Source organism: Paenibacillus sp. J22FR21, from assembly GCF_056269135.1.
Map to the genome: position 1 here is coordinate 361868 of NZ_JBWDNJ010000003.1, position 22530 is coordinate 384397.

The 22530-nt window shown below is 51.9% G+C and carries 16 protein-coding genes; 9 read left to right on the forward strand and 7 right to left on the reverse strand.

The window, feature by feature from the left end:
• Positions 1–23: 23 nt before the first annotated feature.
• Complete coding sequence (locus AC0YNS_RS12335) at positions 24–428, forward strand: gamma-glutamylcyclotransferase family protein (RefSeq protein ID WP_475781285.1); 405 nt, start codon at positions 24–26, stop codon at positions 426–428.
• A 13-nt stretch (positions 429–441) separates the two neighbouring features.
• Here the strand turns inward: AC0YNS_RS12335 and AC0YNS_RS12340 are convergent, their stop codons facing one another.
• The 4 genes from AC0YNS_RS12340 to AC0YNS_RS12355 form a co-directional block, all read right to left on the reverse strand.
• Positions 442–1176 carry a hypothetical protein gene (locus AC0YNS_RS12340; RefSeq protein WP_475781286.1) on the reverse strand — a complete coding sequence of 245 codons (735 nt, stop codon included), beginning with the start codon at positions 1174–1176 and terminating at the stop codon, positions 442–444.
• Positions 1177–1324: 148 nt separating this feature from the next.
• Positions 1325–2197 carry an AraC family transcriptional regulator gene (locus tag AC0YNS_RS12345; RefSeq protein ID WP_475781287.1) on the reverse strand — a complete coding sequence of 291 codons (873 nt, stop codon included), beginning with the start codon at positions 2195–2197 and terminating at the stop codon, positions 1325–1327.
• A 159-nt stretch (positions 2198–2356) separates the two neighbouring features.
• Positions 2357–3394: a ribonucleotide-diphosphate reductase subunit beta gene (locus AC0YNS_RS12350; RefSeq protein WP_475781288.1), complete on the reverse strand. Its 1038-nt coding sequence runs from the start codon at positions 3392–3394 to the stop codon at positions 2357–2359.
• Positions 3395–3666: 272 nt separating this feature from the next.
• On the reverse strand, positions 3667–5892 hold the full coding sequence (locus AC0YNS_RS12355; RefSeq protein WP_475781289.1) for a ribonucleoside-diphosphate reductase subunit alpha: 2226 nt from the start codon (positions 5890–5892) through the stop codon (positions 3667–3669).
• Between the two features lie 445 nt (positions 5893–6337).
• Here AC0YNS_RS12355 and AC0YNS_RS12360 point away from each other — a divergent pair, with 445 nt between their 5' ends.
• The 7 genes from AC0YNS_RS12360 (at position 6338) to AC0YNS_RS12390 (ending at position 18078) form a co-directional block, all read left to right on the forward strand.
• Positions 6338–7987, forward strand: a complete 1650-nt coding sequence (locus AC0YNS_RS12360; RefSeq protein WP_475781290.1) for a copper resistance CopC/CopD family protein — start codon at positions 6338–6340, stop codon at positions 7985–7987.
• Positions 7988–8007: 20 nt separating this feature from the next.
• Complete coding sequence (locus AC0YNS_RS12365; RefSeq protein WP_475781291.1) at positions 8008–8898, forward strand: sensor histidine kinase; 891 nt, start codon at positions 8008–8010, stop codon at positions 8896–8898.
• Between the two features lies 1 nt (position 8899).
• The gene (locus AC0YNS_RS12370) at positions 8900–9625 is read left to right on the forward strand and encodes a response regulator (protein ID WP_475781292.1); all 726 of its coding nucleotides are present in this window, start codon (positions 8900–8902) and stop codon (positions 9623–9625) included.
• Positions 9626–9739: 114 nt separating this feature from the next.
• Positions 9740–10501, forward strand: a complete 762-nt coding sequence (locus tag AC0YNS_RS12375; protein ID WP_475781293.1) for a YcnI family copper-binding membrane protein — start codon at positions 9740–9742, stop codon at positions 10499–10501.
• 534 nt (positions 10502–11035) lie between these two features.
• Complete coding sequence (gene pheS, locus AC0YNS_RS12380) at positions 11036–12067, forward strand: phenylalanine--tRNA ligase subunit alpha (protein WP_475781294.1); 1032 nt, start codon at positions 11036–11038, stop codon at positions 12065–12067.
• A gap of 19 nt (positions 12068–12086) precedes the next feature.
• Complete coding sequence (gene pheT, locus AC0YNS_RS12385; RefSeq protein WP_475781295.1) at positions 12087–14531, forward strand: phenylalanine--tRNA ligase subunit beta; 2445 nt, start codon at positions 12087–12089, stop codon at positions 14529–14531.
• Positions 14532–14730: 199 nt separating this feature from the next.
• Entirely contained in the window at positions 14731–18078 is a 3348-nt protein-coding gene (locus AC0YNS_RS12390; protein ID WP_475781296.1) for a hypothetical protein, read from the forward strand.
• 74 nt (positions 18079–18152) lie between these two features.
• Here the strand turns inward: AC0YNS_RS12390 and AC0YNS_RS12395 are convergent, their stop codons facing one another.
• The 3 genes from AC0YNS_RS12395 to AC0YNS_RS12405 all read right to left on the reverse strand — a co-directional run bounded on the left by AC0YNS_RS12395 (position 18153) and on the right by AC0YNS_RS12405 (position 19931).
• On the reverse strand, positions 18153–18833 hold the full coding sequence (locus tag AC0YNS_RS12395; RefSeq protein WP_475781297.1) for an SDR family NAD(P)-dependent oxidoreductase: 681 nt from the start codon (positions 18831–18833) through the stop codon (positions 18153–18155).
• A 247-nt stretch (positions 18834–19080) separates the two neighbouring features.
• Positions 19081–19470 (reverse strand): cupredoxin domain-containing protein, encoded by a 390-nt coding sequence (locus AC0YNS_RS12400; protein ID WP_475781298.1) that lies wholly within the window; start codon positions 19468–19470, stop codon positions 19081–19083.
• 107 nt (positions 19471–19577) lie between these two features.
• On the reverse strand, positions 19578–19931 hold the full coding sequence (locus AC0YNS_RS12405) for a phage holin family protein (RefSeq protein ID WP_090977267.1): 354 nt from the start codon (positions 19929–19931) through the stop codon (positions 19578–19580).
• Positions 19932–20151: 220 nt separating this feature from the next.
• Between AC0YNS_RS12405 and AC0YNS_RS12410 the strand changes: the two genes are divergently transcribed.
• Entirely contained in the window at positions 20152–22518 is a 2367-nt protein-coding gene (locus AC0YNS_RS12410) for an endonuclease MutS2 (protein ID WP_475781299.1), read from the forward strand.
• Positions 22519–22530: the final 12 nt, after the last annotated feature.

A 22530-nucleotide genomic window follows, 5' to 3' on the forward strand; every position in this document is an offset into this window, starting at 1 on the left:
AGGCTTAAGAGGAGTGTTTACATATGGAACAACTCACAACCGTGTTTATCTATGGCTCGCTCTTGCCGGGCCATAGCAATCATCATGTCTGTGCCGGATTCATTCAATCTGCTGCACCCGGTGTCATTCTTGGGAGGCTGGTTGATTACGGACCTTACCCGGCGCTGCTGCGGGATGCCGCAGCTTACACAAGTGGTGCCCGTGTTCGTGGAATGTGGATTGTCGTGAATGAGCAAGGTTTGAAACGTATGGATGATCTGGAGCAATTCGTGGGGATCGAAGAGGTAAACGATTACGATCGGATCTGGGTAACCGACAACCATCAGCCGGAGCAAAGCGGGTGGGTTTATGTATGGGATACGCCGAGAGGCTGCCCGCCCATCGCGGAAGATTATTGGCCTGACTTCTACGCCCGCAAGCGGGGCTGACATGCAGATGCGATTACTCGTTCGTTGAGGGAATTGACATCGATATACGTAAGGATAAATTTCGCTCAGTCGCCTTGCTGAGCGTTTTTGCGTTGTTGAACGTATGGATAATTCCGAAGGCGAGCAACAAGCAGGCCATCGTAAAGACGATAACGCGTTTTACTTTGTGAATGACAGCCGTTCCGTCATCACGGTGAATTCGCCTGCGTCTGATCGATTGGCGCCAGATAAGCAGTAATGGTGCAGCGAGGATAATGAGTCCGACGGTAATCATCTGCTTCCGGTAAGCCATGCCAAGAGGGAATACGTTAATGGAAGCATACAGGAACGCTTCGATGACCAGCACTTGAATGGGGACGACTAAAGCGACTTCAGACGCCGCACGGCGCTTTGTACGGCTCACGACATCATCCGGGTGCTTCACGGTAAGCCGAGCCAGATTAAGCAGTCTAGAAACGGAATAGAAGGCGATGGCTGCAGTTGGCAGCATAATGAGCGCGAAGAACATGAGCGCATTATCGAGCACAAACCAGTTGCGGTAAGAATACGTCGCGATCAGCATGATCATCTTGGCCAAAGCCAGAAGTATCATTGAGCTGAGCAGGGCAAGCGTAAGGATGGCAGTGCGTCGCAGACTGTGAGTCGTACGCCGGAAGGCCATGCTGCCGGTTGTGAGCCCCGCAAAGAGAGACAATAAGAGTAATAGAACAGCCATCGCAGCATTGATGACGTAAACTTGTGTGGACATATTCGGTTTCCCCCATTTCCACGGAATGAACTAGTATTAGTTTACTTGGAAGCACTATGGTTCAAGAACGGGCGCAAGTCCAGTGCTGAAACTGGACTTAGGTCGTAGATTTAGGTTTAAGGTGTATCTCTCGTATCTCCTCTAAGCATTACACTTTGCGTTTGCGATATTGGGAGGGAGACACGCCATAGTAGGCGGTAAACTGTTTCGTAAAATGATGAATAGAGGCATATCCCAAATCCTCTGCGATCGCCGTAATGGATCGATTGCTCTCCCAAAGTGCGGCTGCTGCTTGTTTCATGACAGCGCGGCTCCAATAGGCTTTTGGAGAGATGCCCGCGGTTTGCTTGAAGAGCGAATGGAATCTCGTTTTCTGAAGCCCGCTTTGTGCCAGCCAGCTCGTATAATTCGATCCTGCATGCGCTTCTTTATCGATGCGGTGCATAATCGTTTTCATTCGGTAGTCACTGTGCCAGCTTTCCCCGGCAATCTGGATGAACTCCAGCATAAACGCTTTGAGCAGGCTATGTGCGATCGTATCGCCGAGTGTGCGCTGCTGTTGATGATGCTTCACAATATGGGGAAACAAATCCATCAAGATGGTATGGTGCTGCAAATGAAAGAGATGCGGCATTGTATCCAGAACGGTGTTTTCCTGTACTGCTGTTAACAACTCTGGCAGTAAATCCGACGGATGCCAATACAAGTGATGCTCAGTTGACCGCGGCTCCTCATTCCATAGCTCGAAATAGAGATTATAAGTTGCTAAACGATTCTCATGGTCCGTGTAGAAGGAATGCATCAGCTGAGGCGGCAGGAAGATCAAATCGCCCCTCTTCAGCGGATAGACCTGCCCGTTAACCGTAATACTTCCTCTGCCGCCATCAACGAGATGAAAGGCATAACAGTATCCGAAGCGGCCATATTCGAACTCGTTTCGCTCATAAGGGAATTGGTAGTGATGCCCGACGCGGATGAATGGCATTATCTCGCTAATAGGCTGCTGTGTAGCTGCATCCACCCTCAATTCACTCCCCGCCGCATGTCCCGCCTTATTCCTATTGTATCATGAAGCGTGCAGATCCTGAACTCTGCCGAGCATGAAAAAAAAGCCCAAGCCTCTCGAGTGGAGAGGGCTTGAGCCCTTTTGAAGTATAAGATGGTTCACCTTATATTAAACTTACAGGTCGCCCCAGTTAAGGTTGGACGATTTGCTGTAGTTGGTTACTTTCTGCTCGAAGAAATCGGTTTTCATCCCGTTCATATTGCTGAAGCTTTCCACCCATTTCATCGGATGCTCGACGATTTCCGGATACAGAATATCGAGATTCAGCTTGCGCAGACGTTCATTGGATAGAAACTTAATGTATTTCTCGATGATTTCATCAGTGAGGCCCGGAATGGTGTTGTTCGTAATATATTGACCCCATTCGATTTCATGCTCAACAGCTGTACGCATCATTTGGCGAAGCTCTTCGATGAGAACCGGCGTGAACAGCTCCGGATTTTCTTTTCGCACTTCACGGAAGATACCTTGGAACAACGCTAAGTGAGTCAATTCATCGCGCTGGATATATTTGATCTCAGAGACGGTACCGAGCATTTTGCCTTGGCGGCCAAGCGCATAGAAGAAGCTGAATCCGCTGTAGAAGTAGATCCCTTCAAGGATGTAGTTCGCCATAATGGTCTTGATAAGATTTTGCGACGATGGATTAGCAATGAAGTTCTCGTACAGGTCGGTGATGAACCGATTCCGCTTCAAGAGGTTCTTGTCCTCGCGCCACAGGTTATAAATTTGATCGCGTACTTCCGGAGAAACCACGCTGTCTAGAATATAGGAATAGGATTGGCTGTGAACGGCTTCTTGGAACGTATGAACCGTTAAGCACAGGTTTACCTCAGGTGCAGTAATATATTCGTTGACGTTCGGCAGGTTTGCCGTTTGAAGCGAATCCAAGAAGATGAGGAAGCTGATAATTTTATCGTAGCTGTTACGCTCGGAGAGCGACAGGTTTCTGTAATCTTTGGCATCCTGAGCAAGAGGAATCTCTTCCGGAATCCAGAAGTTATTCATCATCGTACGGTACATCTTCGTTGCCCAGTCATATTTCACGTTGTTAAGCTCAATCAGATTGGTCGTATTGCCGCCAATCATGCGACGCTTGCCCCAATCGCGGTCGCCTTCTTCATTGAACAATTTTTTCTTTTGCAGATCCATTAAATGGGCTGCCTCCCTCTATTCGATCCTAAAAATAAGCTGCAGTGGTCTTAAGATTACGTTGAAAAGTGGCCCGGAGGGCAGTATGGAGTCGGAAAAGTGTCAACGTTCGCCTAGGCTGAATGACTGGCGTAGCTTCTGTCACGTCAATCATTCAGCCTTTGTAGCCCGGATTTCTACCTCTAAATCATTTATAAATTCAAAGAAATCCGGTCTACAACAGCGATTGGAGACCCATACTGACCGCAGGGACACCTTTTTTCAACGATTCCTTAAGAGCTGCAGCTTACGCAATCTTCAACTTCCAAGCTCTTGTTGCGGCAATAGTAAACGGTTTTGAGGCCGTTCTCCCATGCTGCCATGTACAGTTCCATAAATTCCTTCGCCGTGTATTCCGGCGTGATGTACAAGTTAAACGATTGCGCTTGATCGATATGGCGCTGACGGCGGCCCGCTGCGCGGATGCTCCAGTGCTGATCGATGTGATGCGCTTCTTTGTAGAACCAGAACGTTTCTTCGTTCAGGTTAGGCGCTGTTTGCGGAATGACCGCATTCTTCTTCTCTTCAACGAAGAACTTGTTGAAGATCGGGTCAATACCTGCAGTAGAACCGGCGATCAAGGAAGTGGAGGCTGTAGGTGCAATCGCGAACATCCATGCGTTACGGACGCCGTTCTCAGCTACATCCTTCTTCAGTTTCTGCCAGTGCGGCGCATCATAACCGCGGGATTCGAAAAATTCTCCCGTATGCCATTCACTGCCTTCAAATACGCGGTAAGCGCCTTTTTCCTTGGCGATTTCCATCGATGCTTTGATTGCGCAGTAGTTGATCCACTCATACAGCTCATCGGCACGATCCAAATGCTCTTCGGATTCCCATGCAATGCTGTTAAGAGCAAGCCATTGATGGTAACCGCTCGTACCAAGTCCAACCGCACGGTATTTCTGGTTCGTAATTTCCGCTTGCGGGATCGGGTAATGGTTAAGGTCGATAACATTATCCATCATCCGCATTTGGCAGGTGACAACCTCTTCGATTTCCTCTTTCGTTCTGGAACGGCCAAGGTTAAGGGAAGAGAGGTTACAAACGACATAGTCGCCGCTTTTCACTTGTGTTGTAATAACGCCGTCTTCATGAGTTGTCGTGATATATTCAGTCGGGCTCATGTTCTGGCAAATTTCCGTACAAAGGTTAGAACAATAAATGATGCCTTTATGTTTATTCGGGTTCGCGCGGTTTACCGTATCGCGGTAGAACACGAAAGGTGTGCCTGTTTCAAAGGAGCTTGCAAGAATTTTCTTCATGATATCGATAGCCGGTACTTCGTCACGGGAAAGCGCAGGGTTGTTCACGCACTCTTCATAACGAAGTTCCCACTCTTCGCCCCATGAATCCTCAAGTGCCCAGCCCATGTAGCTGCGTACTTCGTGAGGATCGAACAGGAACCACGAGTCACGCTCTTGTACTTTGCGCATGAACAAGTCAGGGATGCAGACACCAGGGAAGATGTCATGTGCTTTCATCCGGTCATCGCCGTTGTTGGTTTTAAGATTAAGGAAGTCGAAAATATCCTTATGCCATACGTCAAGGTAAACCGCGACTGCGCCGGAACGAACGCCGAGCTGGTCGACGGCAACCGCCGTGTTGTTGTAGTTCTTGATCCAAGGGACTACGCCGCCGGCAACGCCTTTGTATCCGCGGATGTTGGAGCCGCGGCTACGCACTTTACCGATGTAGATACCCATGCCGCCGCCGAATTTAGATACTTGCGCGAAGCTGGAGTCTACGTTGTAAATGCCCCACAGGTTATCAGGCACGGTATCGATGAAGCAGCTGGAAAGCTGGTGGAACGGTTTGCGTGCATTGGCAAGAGTAGGTGTGGCAACCGTCATTTGAAGACGGCTGAGCACATCGTAGAACTTGCGCGCCCAAGCGAGCTTGTCATCTTCTTTCATAGCGAGATGCATCGCTACGCCCATGAACAATTCTTGCGGAAGCTCAAGCACGTCGCCGCTGAAGCTCTTGATCAAGTAGCGGTCTGCAAGTGTTTTGAGGCCGATGTAGTTGAACAGGTAGTCGCGTTCAGGCACGATGTAATTGCCGAGCTCACGGATTTCATCACGGGTGTAATACTCTAATATGTAGCTCCCGTAAAGCCCTTTGTCTGTCAAATACGTAATCAGCGAGTAGAAGTCTCCATAGCCGAAATAGCCGTATTTGCGATTGATTGCAGATTCTTTATAAAGATCGTACACAAGAAGTTTGGCTGCAACGTACTGCCAGTTCGGCTGTTCGATGCTTGTTTTTTCTACCGCAACCTGTGTGAGTGTACGCTGAATTTCTTTGGTTGTAATGTTGTTGCGGAAATAAGGAAGCAAAGCAGTTTCCAGCTCAAGCGGATCGCAGTCGTTATAGCCGACACACGAGAAATCAATAACCTTCTTAAGCTTTGAAAAGATCAATTCTTCTTTCTGACCGTTCCTCTTAATAATATCCACGAGCAGAGCCACTCCTTGTCGAAGGATGTCGTCTGACAACCTCTAATACACAATATGTTGTTAGTACTTCCCTAAATTACACCAATATATAGTGGCTGTCAAGTTATACTATTCGACATCAGACCATACCGTTACACCTGTTTTGAGGGGGTGAAAAGCCCATGAAAACGTACAGCTGCGGCATTTTTTATCGATCGGGACAGCTAGTTCTATAAACGTAGCTAATATAAAAAAGTGAGTACTATATCAATTGCGGAAACTAATTATAGCACTAACTTTAGTAGTCGTGTGGTGACAATAATAGGGATAAAGGCAAGCTGCTTCTAACCGTGTAAGATGTTCAAACAACGTTTGGATTTATCGTTGGTGTTCGACCATCAGCTTTAGTACACTTATTCTGAGTTTATTGTTCAATAATAAGGAGAGGACGTGACTACACAACATCATGAACCTTCGCATTCAATATAAATCCCATTCCGCAATACAAGCGGTAGTCTTGTGCATCTGGATGTGCCTCGTACTTATCAGCATCCCTGGCCTGGCGTCCGCGCACGCTGAGCTTGAGCGCTCCGAACCGGAGGCTAACGTCAAATATGAGCAAAGCCCGAAATCGGTTGAGCTGAGTTTTAACGAATCCATCGAGGCGAAGGTAGGCTCCATAGAAGTACTTGATTCCAAATCTCGACCCGTTACGAGCGAAACCGCGCAAGCCAGCAAAGATCATCGTTCGCTGATACTGCCTCTTCCTTCGCTTGGCGAAGGCGTGTATACCGTGTCTTACTCAATCATCTCTGAGGACGGCCATCCCGTTAGTGGATCTTACGTCTTTATTGTAGGAAATCCTCAGGAGGGCGTGGATGCTGCCACATTTGATCCCCATAAAGAGCTTGGTCATGAAGGACACAGCGCTACTACCCAACTGACAACAGGACAATTTATCATTTACGCTGCCCGCATCGTTTATTATGGGGCGCTGCTATGGGCAGCGGGACTAATGCTGTGGCCATTACTGACCCGGGGACGTGGCAAACTGCTTCCGGACATTCAGCGAAAATGGGAACGGATTGCCTTGCGGACACTGCTTGTTGGTTCGCTTGTTTATATTTTCGTCCATGCTCGCGAGATATTGACAGGTTATCCACGGGATGAATATAGCAAGCTCTTCCTGCAGACGAACATCGGGCGTGAATGGATTGCGCTGCTGGTGCTGGTGCTTCTCGGATTTATTATCGTCCGTTTCCATGCCGTTCTGAAGACCATCTGGGCGCTGCTCATTCTTGCGCTTGAGAGCTGGAGCGGTCATGCGGCGGTATTTGCTCCGAAATCAGCGTCTGTCATGTTTGATTTTGTGCATCTGGCAGCTGCAGCCATCTGGGTAGGCGGTTTGATCCTGCTTGGTTTGCTCTGGCAGTCCGATCGCAAGGAAGCTGGGAGATTCGCCGTCTTATTCTCCAGGGCGGCCTTGCTGTCGCTTGCACTTCTTATTTTGTCAGGCATTGGCATGACTTTGCTGTTTCTGCCTTCCCTTCACTATTTGTTCTACACGGCATGGGGAACGATTCTACTGATCAAGACAGGTTTCGTCCTGCTGGTCCTCATCGTTGGCGGTATTCTTCATCTGCGCATACGCAGAGGCAATCTGCCGACAACCGTGCTGCTTCGTATCGATGCCGCACTGATGGCCCTCATCCTTGTATCGGCAGCACTCTTTACCTATATAAGTCCATTGCCGGCGAATGAGCCGGTTGTTTATCACAAAATGGGTGATACGATGCATCTGTCACTGCGAGTAACGCCGAACAAGCCGGGCGATAACCAGTTTATCGTGAAGGTATGGCTGCCTGACGCGGTAGGCGCCCCGAAATCCGTTACGATGCGCTTGTTTGCGTTGGATCAGAAGGAACTCGGCCCGATTCAAGTGCCGATCAAGCTTTTCGAAGATACTGAAATTACCTCATTCGATGGCTATGTGAAGGCTGCTTACAAAGCAGAGGGACCGTTCGTTCCATTCGCAGGGCGTTGGCAGGCTGAAATCCGCGTGTTGGATAAAGACGATAACGAGCAAGTGCAGAAGGTGGAGTTCCGAAATTATTAATAGAGGCGGCAGGTGACAAAATGACATATAACCGAATAAAATGGTTCATTTTGTGGACGCCGACTTTAACGATAGCGTTGTGGGAATATTTGCGACATACGTTTCTGCTCCCTTATGTTTCGATGGATCTTGGCAATGCGCTCGCGCCCGTTATTGTCATGACCGTAACGGCGACGCTCCTTATCAAGCTGTTTCGCATGCTGGAGTCCACTAACGAGTCGCTGCAGCAGGCGAAAGCGGCTAAGGCAGCGTTCATGGAACGAGAGCAGCTTGCCCGGGAACTGCATGACGGCATCTCGCAGTCACTCTTCCTGTTGTCCGTGAAGCTGGATAAGCTGGAGCAAGCGAAGGACAATGAAGCTGTCATGGAGACGACGCAGCAGCTCCGCCGTACGGTGCGGCACGTATATGAAGATGTGCGGCAGTCGATTGCCTCGCTTCGCAGCGAGCCTTCGAGAACCGATGTGCAATGGATGCAGGCGGTTCGGGATATGGCGGAGGAGCTGCAGCGCGGCGGCCTCACAGTGGAGCTGGATTGGCAGCTTACCGAAGGTAATTTAAGCAGCAAGGAAAAGGTCGAGCTGCTCGCGATCGTTCGCGAGGCGATGCTGAACGTGCGTAAGCATGCCAATGCTTCATGCCTGGCCGTGCATGCTTGGCCTGACTCGGATGGGGGCAACGGCTTTCGGTGTACCATCGAGGATGATGGAATTGGCGCTGAGCCGGCCCAGCTTATGGCTAAGGGACGATACGGCATTCGGATGATGCAGGATCGTGCCAAGGCGATGGGCTGGCAGTTTGGGGTTCGGTCGACTGGTGCGGCGGAGGCATCAGATGCAAAAGATGTGGAAGATGAGATGCCGATGGTTAAGGGTACCGTCGTTGAAGTGAAAAAGGAGGCGGAGCGCTGACATGAGCGAAACTCAAATAACGGTGCTGATTGTCGACGACCATCCACATGGACGGGAAGGGATGCGGGACATCCTCAGCGGCGACGCATCCTTCTCAATAGTAGGAGAAGCGTCAAACGGCGAGCAGGCAGTCATGCTTGCGGCTTCGCTGGTGCCTGATTTGGTGCTAATGGACATCAACATGCCGGTGATGAACGGAATGGAAGCGACGCAGCGCATTAAGACGATCGATCCGCGCATCAAAATCATTATGGTGACCGTCTCGGACGATATCTCCGACCTGTTCGAAGCGATCAAACGGGGGGCGCAGGGCTATCTGCTGAAGAACCTGTCGCCATCGGCATGGCTGGAGTATTTGCGCGCTGTTGCCGTGGATGAGGCCCCGTTGTCCAAGGAGCTTGCTTTTCGCATGCTGCAGGAGTTTAACGGGGGAAGCGCGGGGCAGGCAGGGGCAGGAGCTGGGAAAGCTGTTGTCGCTGAGGTCGTGCGCAGCGAGACTGCCGGCGTAACGGAGCAAGATGCCGTACACACCGCATTGACGCAGCGGGAGCGCGAGGTGCTGGAGCGGGTAGCTTTTGGCGGCTCTAATCGGCAAATTGCCGAAAGTTTCGGGATTTCCGAACATACGGTGAAGAACCATTTGAAACATATTTTGCAAAAGCTGCATCTGGAGAATCGGGTTCAACTCACTCGCTATGCGCTGGAGAAAGGGCTTGCGAAGGAGTAGCACGGGCAAGCCAAGACACAAACTTGTAACATGCGAATAGCTCGAACGAGTCATGGCGGATAAAGCTTCTTGCGTTATACTGCTCCTATATAGACGAGAGCAGGAGGGTGTAAAATGAAAAAATTAAAGAAATGGTCAGTGCTCGGCATGACGCTGATGGCGATGTTCCTTTTTGCAGGAGTTGCAAGTGCACACGTAACGGTTTGGCCTAAGGAAGCAGCTCAGAACAGTTATGAAGTCTTCTCGGTGCGCGTTCCGAGCGAGAAAGAGAACGTGACAACGAAAGTCGTGAAAGTGAAAGTGCCTGACGGCGTGGGAATTAGCCGCGTTGAGCCGAAGGCGGGTTGGAAATACGAGCTTGAGCGCAATGCGGACACGAAAGCCATTACTGCTGTGACGTGGACAGCCGAAGGCGATGGATTGGCGCAAACGGAATTCACCGAATTCCGGGTATCCGGTAAAGTTGCAGCGGATGCGAAGCAGTTGATCTGGAAAGCTTATCAAACCTACAGCGACAGCTCAGTTGTGGAGTGGGTCGGCGGTGACGGAGCGGACTACCCGGCATCGGTAACTACGGTGACGGCGGCATCAGGCGAAGGTGACGCACACGGCGGCGGTACTTCTGGTTCCGCAGGGTCAGATCCGAATACGGCAACGTCTTCGGGTTCGGAAGGTACGGGGAACACAGCGACGACGGATGTAGGTAACGAGGCCGGTACGCCGGAAACAGCGGGTAACGGCGCGGCAGAGACTGCTGCGGCCGACAAGTCGGATAGCGGCTCGGATCCGGTCAACCGTACGCTGTCCATCGTCGCCGTAGCACTGGCGGCAGCAGCGCTCGGCGTTGCGGTTTCGCGTAAGAGACAGCGTTATTAGATGCAGGGGCAGACTCAAAAGCGTGCAGGCGGCTGATGAGATTGCCTCTTTTGCGTTTCTTGGAGCTGAGAGAGGATATGCCGCTTACAGAAGTGAAAGATGGTCGAATAGCGGCGCTTAAGAGGATATACCGCTCTCGGAGTGGTTCCATCAGTGGCAGGGCAATCCGCCCTTGCGAAAGGGTATGTAAACTTTGTATAATAGGTTCTATATACGTTAACGCGATGAGGAAGAAGAGTACGCAGTGCTTTCTTGACAGGGAGAAGACGCCGTAGATTGAGAGCGTCTTTGGGAAATCAGGCTGCCGAAGTTCCCTTCCGAGCAGACTCTTGAAGGTGTACGGCTTCGTGCCGCACAAGGTAGGGAGTACCGGGTTCCGGCCGATATTCGGACTTTGAGGAATTGCCTCGCCTACAATCAGGCTGCGGTAATTTGAATTAGGGTGGTAACACGGTTCTTTCGTCCCTTACGGGGAGAAGGAGCCGTTTTTTTGTTTTCAGAAATTCGATTTGGTTAAAGAAGGGGCTGGATGGAATGAAAGAGCGTTTGGAAGCATTGCGGGTCGAGGCGCTGCAGGAGCTGCAGCAGGTTGACGGTCCGCAGCAATTGAATGATCTGCGTGTCAAATATCTAGGCAAGAAAGGCGCGCTGACCGAAATTCTCCGCGGCATGGGTTCTCTAAGTGCTGAAGAGCGTCCGGTTATCGGGCAAGTCGGTAATGAAGTACGCGCCGCTATTGAAGAAGTTATTGAAACGAAGCAAGCGGCGTTCCAGCAAGCTGAAACGGCGAACCGCCTTCGTGCCGAAACGATCGACGTTACGCTGCCGGGCAAGAAACAATCCGCAGGCGCCGTTCATCCTTTGAACAAAGTAGCGCAAGAAATCGAGGACGTGTTTATCGGTCTTGGTTACACGATCGCTGAAGGACCGGAGGTCGAATCCGACTACTACAACTTCGAAGCGCTGAATCTGCCGAAGGATCACCCTGCGCGCGATATGCAGGATTCCTTCTATGTAACGGACGACATCCTTATGCGTACGCACACTTCGCCGGTACAGGTTCGCACGATGAAAGCCATGAACGGCAAGCCGGTTAAAGTGATTTGCCCGGGTAAAGTTTACCGCCGCGATGATGACGATGCAACGCATTCGTTCCAGTTCAATCAGATCGAAGGACTTGTCATCGGACCAAACATCCGCATGAGCGATCTCAAAGGCACTTTGCTTCAATTCGTACAGCTGATGTTCGGCAAGCAAGCCCAAATCCGTCTTCGTCCGAGCTTCTTCCCGTTCACGGAGCCAAGCGCTGAGGTTGACGTAACTTGCGTACAGTGCGGCGGCCATGGCTGCCGGATGTGTAAGCAAACCGGCTGGCTGGAGATTCTGGGCTGCGGCATGGTTCATCCGCGCGTGCTTGAGATGGGCGGCTACGACCCGAATGAAGTCAGCGGCTTCGCATTCGGTATGGGCGTAGAACGTATTGCGCTGCTGAAATACGGCATTGACGACATCCGTCATTTTTATACGAACGATCTGCGCTTCCTAAGCCAGTTTGTCCGAATGTGAGAAGGAGGCGACTACTAATATGAACGTATCTTATAAATGGTTGAACGAATATATCGAGTTGAACGGCTATACCGGCGATCAACTGGCAGAGCTAATGACAAGCGGAGGCATTGAAATCGATGTCGTCGAATCCCGTAACAAAGGTGTTACAGGCGTAGTTGTCGGTCACGTGCTGACACGCGAAAAGCATCCCGATGCTGACAAGCTAAGCGTTTGTACACTTGATGTGGGCGGCCCGGAAGTGCTGCAAATCGTGTGCGGCGCTAAGAACGTAGCTGCAGGACAGCTGGTTCCGGTTGCGACAATCGGCGCTGTATTGCCGGGGGATTTTGCCATTAAACGTGCTAAGCTGCGCGGGGTAGAATCTCAGGGCATGATCTGTTCCGCGAAGGAGCTTGGTCTTAACGAGAAGCTTCTGCCTAAAGAACAGCAAGAAGGCATTCTCGTGCTGCCGGAAGGTACGCCGATCGGCGCATCTATTCTGGATGTGCTCGCTATCGAAGATGAAGTATTGGAGCTTGATTTGACGCCAAACCGTTCGGATTGCCTAAGCATGCTGGGTGTTGCCTATGAAATCGGTGCATTGACAGGCCGCAGCGTGAAGCTGCCGGACAACCGTGTGAGCGATTCGGCGGAGCAAGCTTCTGCGCATGTATCGGTTCGCATCGAAGCAAAAGAACAATGCTCACACTACTCGGCGCGTTATATTCAAGGCGTTCATATCGGCCCTTCGCCGCAGTGGATGCAGAATCGTCTGATGGCTGCCGGCATTCGCCCGATCAGCAACGTAGTCGATATTACGAACTTTGTTATGCTGGAGTACGGTCAACCGCTGCACGCTTTCGACGCGGATAAAGTCGAAGGTGGACGCATTGTTGTTCGTATGGCAAACGAAGGTGAAGTGCTGACTACGCTTGATGGCCAAGATCGCAAGCTTGAGCCGCACATGCTGGTTATCTCGAACGGTCAAGAACCGCTGGCGCTTGCAGGCGTTATGGGCGGTGCAAGCTCGGAAGTAACCGCTTCGACGGTCAATATTTTGCTGGAATCGGCTCGCTTTGATGGCGGCACCATTCGCAAAACATCTCGTCAAGTCGGCCTGCGTTCGGAATCGAGCGTACGTTTCGAGAAGGGTGTTGACCCGGCTCGAGTAATACCTGCCCTTGATCGCGCAGCTTCGCTAATGGCGAAATATGCAAGCGGCCATGTGCTTGACGGCATCGTGGAAGAGCTGACTGAACAGCCGAAGGATGCGGTAATCAGCGTATCGATCGCCAAAATCAACCGTTACCTCGGAACTGAGCTTGTGAAGCTCGAAATCGAAACGATTTTTGGCCGTTTGCAATTCCCGTTTGAATTGTCGACTGATGGGGTATTTACTGTAAGTGTTCCATCCAGGCGCGGCGACATTACACGCGATGTCGATCTAATTGAAGAGGTTGCCCGGTTGTTCGGTTATGACAATATCCCGACGACGGCAATCGAAGGCGCTGCAACACCGGGTGCATTGACGAAGCCGCAGGCGATTCGCCGCGAGCTGCGCAAACGTCTCACGGATGCCGGCCTTCACGAAGTAATCAGCTACTCCTTCACTCACCCGGATCGGACGAAGCTGTTCCCGGCTCTGGCCGGAGCGGACTTGTTCCCGGTTCGGCTGGCGCTTCCAATGAGCGAGGACCGCAGTGTATTGCGTACCAGCCTGCTTCCGCAATTGCTGGAAACAGCTGCGTACAACCGAAATCGTAAAAACGACGATGTCGCGATCTTCGAGATCGGCAGCGTCTTCCATACGGATGAAGAGGCACTTACTCGTCTGCCTCATGAGAAACACCGTCTTGCCGTTCTCCTTACCGGCAACAAGAATGTAACGGAATGGAACCGTAAAGCAGAAGCTTATGATTTCTATGATCTGAAAGGCATTCTCGAAACCTTGGTGGACGTGCTTGGCGTTAGCGGCTCGATCAGCTATGAAGCAGCTCAGCCGGAGCATATGCACCCGGGCCGTACTGCAGCGGTTGTTTTCGAAGGCGAGCGCGGTGCGCAGACCATTGGATACCTGGGGCAGTTGCACCCGACCACACAGATCGATCATGATCTGGCTGACACGTATGTGCTCGAAGTCGAGCTGGCGCCGCTTTATGCCGCTGCTGATTTTGACATCGTGTATAAGGCACTGCCTCGTTACCCAGCTATGGAACGTGATATCGCAGTTGTACTCAGCCGCGAAGTTGCAGCAGGCAAGCTGATCGATGCTGTTCAAGAGACAGCCGGCGCGTTGCTGGAATCGGTTCGTATCTTCGATATCTTTACCGGAGAGAAGCTGGGCGCTGATAAGAAAAGCGTCGCACTTTCACTCGTTTACCGTCATGCAGAGCGTACGTTGACGGATGAAGAAGTAACAGAACGCCATGCAGAGGTTGTAACAAAATTGGAACAATCTTTTGCAGCGGAATTGCGTAAATAGGCAGGAGTTGACCTTTGCCGCATCGAATTAGTTCCTTGCGAACAAATCTCGGTGCGGCTTTATTCTATTTTGCTGGATTATCGGCATGAGAAAGCTTGTACAGCAAGGCTTGCCCGGAATGCTTTAGAAGTGGAAGAAGGCAACGATTGTCGCATTGAACTCATTTTTCACCCTTGAACCTATAGGAGGACATGCCCTCATGAACGCTGCCGATCGGACACGTGTAACTGTTGATATATTTGGAAACCAATTCAAATTAGCTGGTCACAATAACCCTGACTATATCAAGCGCATTGCAGCGCTTGTTGACGAGAATATGAATAAGCTGGCTAAGGGCTATCCACGACTGGATGTGCCTAAGATTGCTATGCTTGCTGCAGTACATATGGCTGAAGATGTTTTTAGATTGCGAGTCGAAAATGAGCGGATGCACGAAACCGAGGAGCGCCGCAAAGCGGCCGTAGCGGAGCTGGAGCAGGTAAAGCTGATCGTGGATACGCTGCACGGCCAGCTCGATGCGGAGCGGCTGAGCGCGGAAGCGGAGCTGGCTAGCGCGGAGGCGAGGCTTGCCGCTGCGCTGGCGGCTGCGGAGGAGACGCTGGCCGCGGAGCGGGCGAGAGCGGAGGCGGCGCTGGCCGCGGAGCAGGCGAGAGCGGAAGCGGCGCTGGCCGTGGAGCAGGCGAGAGCGGAAGCGGCGCTGGCCGCGGAGCAGGAGGAAGCGGAAGCGGCGATCGAGGCTGCGCGCGAGGAGCTGGAGCGGACAAGCGCGATGCTGCAGGGGCGCTTGGAGCAAGCGGTCGGCGCAGCCGAAGCGAAGCTGGCGAGCGAGCAGGAAGCCGCGCTTGCGGAGCAACTGCGCGTGATGGCGGAGCGCGAGATCGAGCAAGAGGCTTCGCGAGCAGAGATCGAGCGCTTGAAGGCGGAGCTTGTGCGTGAGCAAGAGGAAGCGCGAGCTGAGCTTGAGCGAGTAAGAGCGGAGCTTATTGCGGAACGTGAGGATGCACAAGAAACAGCGCGTTTAGAGCTGGTTCTATTGCAAGAAGAACGTGATAGCGAGCATACTGCAGCTCAAGCGGAACTTACACGAGTTCAGGAGGAGCTGACTGCGAAGCTGGAAAACGAGCAAGCAGCAGCCCATGCAGAGCTTGCACGAGTCCAGCAGGAGCTGACAACGAAGCTGGAAAGCGAGCAAGCCGCTTCTATCGAGCAGCTTGAGCGTACAAGAGCGGAGCTACTGGCAGAGATTTCGTTCGAGCAGGAAGCAGCTCAAGAGGAACTTGCGCGTGTGAGTGCGGAATGGGCGGCGAAACTAACAAGTGAACTGGAAGCAGCTCGTGCTGAGTTTGCGCAAGTAAGAACAGAGCTGGATGCAAAACATACAAGTGAATTGGATGCTTCTCAAGCAGAACTCGAGCGGGTGTGGGTGGAACTGACTGCTGAGCGTGAAAGTGAGCAGTCCGCATCTCAAGCAGAGCTGGAACGCGTACGCACGGAGCTCGCAGCGGAACTGGAAGCGGTAAGAGAAACTTCGCGTAAAGCGCTTGAGCAATTGCAGGAAGAGTTCGATCGTGAGCAAGAGGCCGCTCATGAAGAGCTGGAGCTGGTCAGCTCGACACTGCAAGGCCGGATGGAGCAAACGATTCAAGCGGCTGAAGAGAAACTGGCAAGTGAGCGCGAAGCAGCAGAAGCAAATCTGCAAGCTGAGCGTGAGTCAGCAGCAGCTAAGCTGGCTAGTGAACTTGAAGCAGCGGAAGCGAGACTGGCAAGTGAACGAGCAGTCGCAGAAGCAAATCTGCATGCTGAGCGTGAAGCAGCAGCTGCTAAACTCGCAAGCGAGCTTGAAGCCATGGAAGCAGTGCTGGCTAGTGAACTTGAAGCAGCGGAAGCGAAGCTGACTACTGAACGCGAAGTCGCAGAAGCGACTCTGCATGCTGAACGAGTAGCTGCAGCAACTAAGCTGGCAAGTGAGCTCGAAGCAGCGGATGCGAAGCTTGCTGAACTGCGCGACGCTCATCGCTCAGAGCTCGAGGAGCTGCAGCTTACGCTGGAGCTGGAAGTGGAATCGCAGTCGCTGGCTGCAATCGAAGCGCGCGAAGAACTGGAGCGCACGAAATTCGCCATGGAAGCGCAACTGGAGCAAGTGCGTGAAGCTGCTCAAGCAGAGCTTGCTCAGGAGCGAGAATATACGGCAGTTGAACTAAAGCAGCTGCATGCGATTCATCAAGAAGAACTGCAGAAGGAACGGTCGCTGCAGGAAGCGACCGCAGAAGCAGCATCCGGGCAGCTGGAAGAGACGAGATTGGAGATGCAATCTCGGATCGAGCAGGTGCGTATCACCGCGGAGGCGGATGTGGAACGAGTTCGTCAGGTGGCTCGCGAGCGTTTAGAGCGGATGCGCGGCGAGGCCGAGCGAGCTGTTGAGCAAGCTGTCATAGCCGAAGCGAAGCTGGTCGAGATGAGCAAAGCTGCAAGCGAAGAGCTCGAACAGGCGCAGGCAGAAGCAGCCGCCCTCTTGGAGCGGGAACAGACAGCAGCAGCTATACAGTTAGAGCAGGAGCGGTCGACTGCACAATTGCTGCTTGATCAGGCGATTCAAGAAGGCGAAGCGGAGGCAGCGTCCATCACAGCTGCCTACAAGCGGGAGCTTGAAGCCGGCCGTGCAGATGCGCAGAGCCGTTATCTCTCACTCACAACCGAGCAACAGAACCGTGAGAACGCATGGCAGCTAGAGCGCGATCAGCTCGCTGCGCAGCTTGAAGAGATGCGCAAGATGCTTCGTTCCATGCAAGATCAGCTTGCCCAGGAACAAGAGAAGACTGAGCTGCTCGAGCTGGAAATGGCAGAAGAAGGCGAGGCACTGCGTTCCAAGGCGGCACGCCTTGAACAGGAACTGCGTGAACATGAGAGCCGAGCTGAACAAGCGGAGCAATGGCTTGCCGATCAGGAGCAGAAGGAAAGCCGCCGGAGCGCAGCGATTCAACAGCAGGAAGAGCAGTTGGATGTATTGCGCAGAGAACTGAAGGCAGCGCAGCAGGCTGTGGAAGAAAGCCAGCTGGGACAATTAATGCTGGAAGAACAGCATGAGCGCATCATGCGCGAAGCGAAGCAGCTGGAGGAGCGGAACGAGCAACTGGCAGATCGTCTGCAAGCTGCAGACGATCGCGCGGCTGACTTCATGCGCGAGGCACGGCAGCAAATGGCCGAAGCGGAGCGGATTGCCGACGAAGCTAATGTGAAGCTGATGGATCAAGCACATGCCGCTAATTCGGAGATTACGTTAGCCAAGCAGCAAGCTGCGGCACATGCCGAAGCGGAAGCAGGCTTGCTGGAGCAGCTCCTGTTGAGCGAGGAAGAAGCGGAGAAAGCGAAGGCGCAAGCTACGCAGATCAGCTCAAGGCTCGAAGAGCTGGAAGCCTCACTGGCCTCAGCCAATGAACTGCAGGCAACACATGATCAGCTTCAGATCGAGCATGGTAAGCTCAAGATTGAATACTCGAAGCTTCAGACGGAATACAACGAATGGATTGCACTCCTGGAAGTCGATTAGATAAGAGAAGAAGAGGGCTGTGCTGTACGCCGGTTTCAAAATGAAACCCGCGTGCGGCACAGCCCTCTTCTTCATTAATAAGCAATAATTGTTCCTGTCGCCCCATCAGAGGGCAACGCCGCCAAACGAAGCAGATCACCGGTCACTTGATGCGGATCCTTGCCTGTTGCATGCATCTCGGAACGGATGGTTCCGGGATTAAAAGCATTCACAAGAATGCCGTATTCATGCTCTTCATCCGCAGTTGTCCGTGTTAGCGACTCTAATCCTGCCTTAGATGCGCTATATGCGGCATATCCGCCGGCTCCGTTTAATGCCAAACCCGAAGTGATATTTATAATCCGTCCGTACCTGGCTTCACGCATGGAAGGCAATACGGCATTGGTCATGAGAAATGGTCCGGTCAGGTTTATGCTGATTTGAGTGGCCCACTCCTCAGAAGTGAGTTCGATGACGCGTCCGGGCTCTAAAGCAGCAGCATTATTAATAAGGATATCTACGCGACCGAAGGCTGCTATCGCTTGTCGGACTGCAGCTTGTACAGCCACTCCGCTTGCAATATCACAGACAATTACCAGAGCATTGCTTCCCGGACGGACTTCCTCGATAAGAGCAGCTGTTTCCTCCAGCTTCCCTTGGCGTCGACCTAGGAGTACAACTTGAGCCCCCTCACTTGCAAAATCGATCGCTGTCGCTCGGCCAAGACCTGTGCCCGCACCTGTTATCATTACTACTCGTCCATCCACAGTACTCATGAAGTCCACCCTCTTCGTTATCGTTGCAAACATCGTAGCAAACAACATTCGCCGGTGGAATAGCGGAGCTATAAGTCTTTCTTATACGATGCTAACAGTGAAACGGATATATGCCGGAAAGTTGCTCGCAAAACGACCTTCATCAATATTCCTGATGGAGTGCATTAAATATCGGAATAACAAATAACCCGTCCAGCACATACTGAACGGGTTATTGTTATTCATTCGATAAACGGAGCAAGCCGGTCTACTCGACGATAATTTTGGCAATCATTTTGGAATGGCCGGTGCCGCACATAATGTCGCAATGGAACTCGTATTCCCCTGCATCATTAAGAGTGACGACTTTCGGTTTGCCGCTGTTAACCGTGAGGTTCAGGTCAGGTGCTTCCATGTTGTGAACGCCATCTTCGGATTCCAGGGTAATCTCAGTCGGCTCACCTTTCTTGATCTTGTAAACCGGTTGATCGAACTCGAAACGCGATGCTTTGATTACGATGCTTGCAGAAGCAGCTGTACCGGTTTCTTCTACGCCGGAACCAGCTGAATTGTTATTGTCGGAATTTTTCGAACCGCATGCGGCTAAGACGAGTACGGCTGCAACAAGCATAAAGGACATGAGCAGTAATTTTTTCACTAGAGAACGCTCCTTCATGAATCGGATAGTTATGAACTCCTCTAGTATACCGTTACCGGAAACAAATTACTGTGACGATCTGTTGAATGCTTATCTGCAGCAGCTGCTTAATGTTCTCGCCCTGCTTCATACGGAGTGCTGACAGGAATAAACAAGTCGATGATCCCTATTACGAGCGCGGCCAGTATCGCTCCCAGCCAGGTGACGGAAACACCGCCAACAATGAACTGCGCGACCCAGATGACAAGGGCGCTGCACAAGAAACCGACAATGCCTCGACCAAACGGCGAGACGCGTTTGCCGAAGATGCCCTCGATGATCCAGCCCAAGGCCGCGATAACAAGCGCCAGGAAGAGTGCGCTCCAGAAACCGCCGACGCTAAATTGAGGTACAATATAGCCGACAATCATTAACACGATTGCTGATACAATGAATCTGACCACGTGACCCAGGAAATGCATAGTGAAAAACCTCCTACAAAGTTTTTTGACAAAAGCCTCCTGACCACACTTAAGCGCGTATCGGCGCATGGATCAAAAGCATTGGCCAGTGTTCGGAGAAGCTTACCTTCTCGTGTAGAGGTATTGTTTCCTTTTTTGCTTACTCCATTCATGGAAGCGCTGGATCGTGGCATACACCGCGTTGTTCGGCTATAATAGGAAACGAGAGGGGTGTTCTCGCTTGGACAACAAAATATTACAAACACTGGATTATGCCAAAATTGTATATAAATTAGGACAGCATGCCGCAACCGCGCTTGGAAAATCAGTCGTGGATGCGCTTCATCCGAGCTCCGACTTAGAGGATGTAAAGCATGCGCTGCAAGTGACGGATGAAGCTTACAAAGCGGACCGTCTCAAAGGAAACGCTCCTTTCGGAGGCATTGCCGACATCAAACCTTCGCTTCTTCGCTCTCGGATCGGCGGAACGCTGAATCCTGCGGAGCTGCTGGAAATCGCGGAGACGGTTAGAGGCTCGCGCCGTCTGAAGCGACATATTCATGCGCTGCACGATGATCATCCCATCCCGCTGCTTGCCGCTACAGCTGAACAGCTAACGGAACATAAAGCACTTGAAGATGCTATCTTGACGTGCATTGATGATCAGGCAGAAGTGATGGACAGCGCGAGTCCGGAGCTGGCATCCATTCGCAGAGAGCTTCGCAGCGGCGAAGGTCGTGTAAGAGAGAAGCTGGAGAGCATGATTCGCTCTTCATCCGTACAGAAAATGCTGCAGGAATCCATCATTACGATCCGCAATGACCGTTATGTTATTCCCGTCAAACAAGAATACCGCGGCAGCTTCGGCGGTATTATTCACGATCAATCCGGTTCCGGAGCAACGCTGTTTATTGAGCCGGAAGCGGTTGTTGTGCTTAATAATAAAGTGCGTGAGCTGCGTTTGGCCGAAGAACGCGAAATTGAGAAAATCCTTCAGAAATTAACAGCGCTGACGGCCGATTACGCCGATGATTTGCTGCTTGATTTGGACCTGTTAGGTCTACTTGATTTTGCTTTCGCCAAAGCACGTCTCGCTCACTTGATGGGTGCTACGCTGCCTCGAATGAATGATCGCGGTTACTTTAAGCTGCGCCGCGGCCGTCATCCTCTGATTGATCGCGAGCATGTCGTTCCGATCGATGTCGAGCTTGGCAATGATTATACGACGATCATCGTAACCGGTCCGAATACAGGCGGTAAAACGGTATCGTTGAAAACAATCGGCCTGCTAAGCCTTATGGCAATGTCCGGTCTGTTTGTTCCAGCTGAAGAAGGCAGTCAGCTATGCGTGTTTGACGCGCTGTACGCGGATATCGGCGATGAGCAGAGCATCGAGCAGAATTTGAGTACGTTCTCCAGTCATCTTACGAATATCATCCGCATACTGAAAAATATGACGCCGAAGAGTCTTGTCCTGCTTGATGAGCTTGGCGCAGGTACCGATCCTGCTGAGGGTTCAGCGCTTGCTATCGCTATCCTGGAGCACATGCACAAGCTCGGGTGCCGCATTGTTGCAACGACGCACTACAGCGAGTTGAAGGCTTATGCCTATAACCGCAAAGGTGTCATCAATGCGAGCATGGAGTTCGATATCGCGACACTTAGCCCAACCTATCGCTTGTTGATTGGGGTACCGGGACGAAGCAACGCTTTTGCAATTGCTGAGCGCCTTGGCTTGCAGCGAGGCATCATCGATCACGCGCGTGGCGAGGTCAGCGAAGAGGATATACGCGTTGAAACGATGATTGCTTCATTAGAAGAGAATCGGATTGGAGCCGAGGCAGAGCGGAATACGGCCGAAGCCCTTCGCAAAGAGCTTGAAATGGAACGCGCTCGTCACGAGATTGAACGCCAGAAGTTCGATGAACAGCGGGAGAAGCTGCTGGCAAAGGCGCAAGACGAAGCGCGTGAAGTCATGCTCAAGGCGAAACGCGAAGCAGAGCAAATCATTGCCGACCTGCGCAAATTAGCCCAGGAGGAAGGCGCAGCGGTTAAGGATCATAAGCTGACCGAGGCGCGGCGTAAGCTTGATGAAGCAACACCTGAGAAGAGTAAGTCGTCGAAAGGCCAGCAGAACAAGGTGGCTAAGCCGCAACGGATCGAAAGCGGCGATGAGGTTACGGTATACAGCCTTGGCCAGCGCGGTCACGTTGTAGAGGTTAATGGCAATGATGCGGTTGTTCAACTCGGCATTCTTAAGATGAAAGTGGCGTTAAGCGACTTGGAGCTTATGAAGCGGGCGGAATCCGGCAAGACGCAGCAGCCTAAGATTGCAGCAAGTCTCAAGCGGACACGCGATGAGAATGTTCGCTCCGAGCTCGATTTGCGCGGTACGAATTTGGAAGAAGCGATGCTGGAGGTTGACCGGTTCCTCGACGAATCGTTCTTGGCCGGTTTCGGGCAGGTTTATATTATTCACGGCAACGGAACAGGCATCTTGCGTTCAGGCATCAGCGATTTCCTGCGCAGACATAAGCATGTGAAGGGCTATCGCCTTGGTAAATACGGTGAAGGCGGCTCCGGCGTAACGGTAGCGGAACTTAAGTAAGGCGGGTGGGAC

Coding starts and splice junctions, on each gene's coding strand:
- pheS (WP_475781294.1), top strand. CDS start 11,036: ATGAAAGAGCGTTTGGAAGCATTGCGGGTCGAGGCGCTGCAGGAGCTG.
- AC0YNS_RS12405 (WP_090977267.1), bottom strand. CDS start 19,931: ATGCATTTCCTGGGTCACGTGGTCAGATTCATTGTATCAGCAATCGTG.
- AC0YNS_RS12390 (WP_475781296.1), top strand. CDS start 14,731: ATGAACGCTGCCGATCGGACACGTGTAACTGTTGATATATTTGGAAAC.
- AC0YNS_RS12340 (WP_475781286.1), bottom strand. CDS start 1,176: ATGTCCACACAAGTTTACGTCATCAATGCTGCGATGGCTGTTCTATTA.
- AC0YNS_RS12360 (WP_475781290.1), top strand. CDS start 6,338: ATGAACCTTCGCATTCAATATAAATCCCATTCCGCAATACAAGCGGTA.
- AC0YNS_RS12350 (WP_475781288.1), bottom strand. CDS start 3,394: ATGGATCTGCAAAAGAAAAAATTGTTCAATGAAGAAGGCGACCGCGAT.
- AC0YNS_RS12370 (WP_475781292.1), top strand. CDS start 8,900: ATGAGCGAAACTCAAATAACGGTGCTGATTGTCGACGACCATCCACAT.
- AC0YNS_RS12365 (WP_475781291.1), top strand. CDS start 8,008: ATGACATATAACCGAATAAAATGGTTCATTTTGTGGACGCCGACTTTA.
- pheT (WP_475781295.1), top strand. CDS start 12,087: ATGAACGTATCTTATAAATGGTTGAACGAATATATCGAGTTGAACGGC.
- AC0YNS_RS12335 (WP_475781285.1), top strand. CDS start 24: ATGGAACAACTCACAACCGTGTTTATCTATGGCTCGCTCTTGCCGGGC.
- AC0YNS_RS12375 (WP_475781293.1), top strand. CDS start 9,740: ATGAAAAAATTAAAGAAATGGTCAGTGCTCGGCATGACGCTGATGGCG.
- AC0YNS_RS12395 (WP_475781297.1), bottom strand. CDS start 18,833: ATGAGTACTGTGGATGGACGAGTAGTAATGATAACAGGTGCGGGCACA.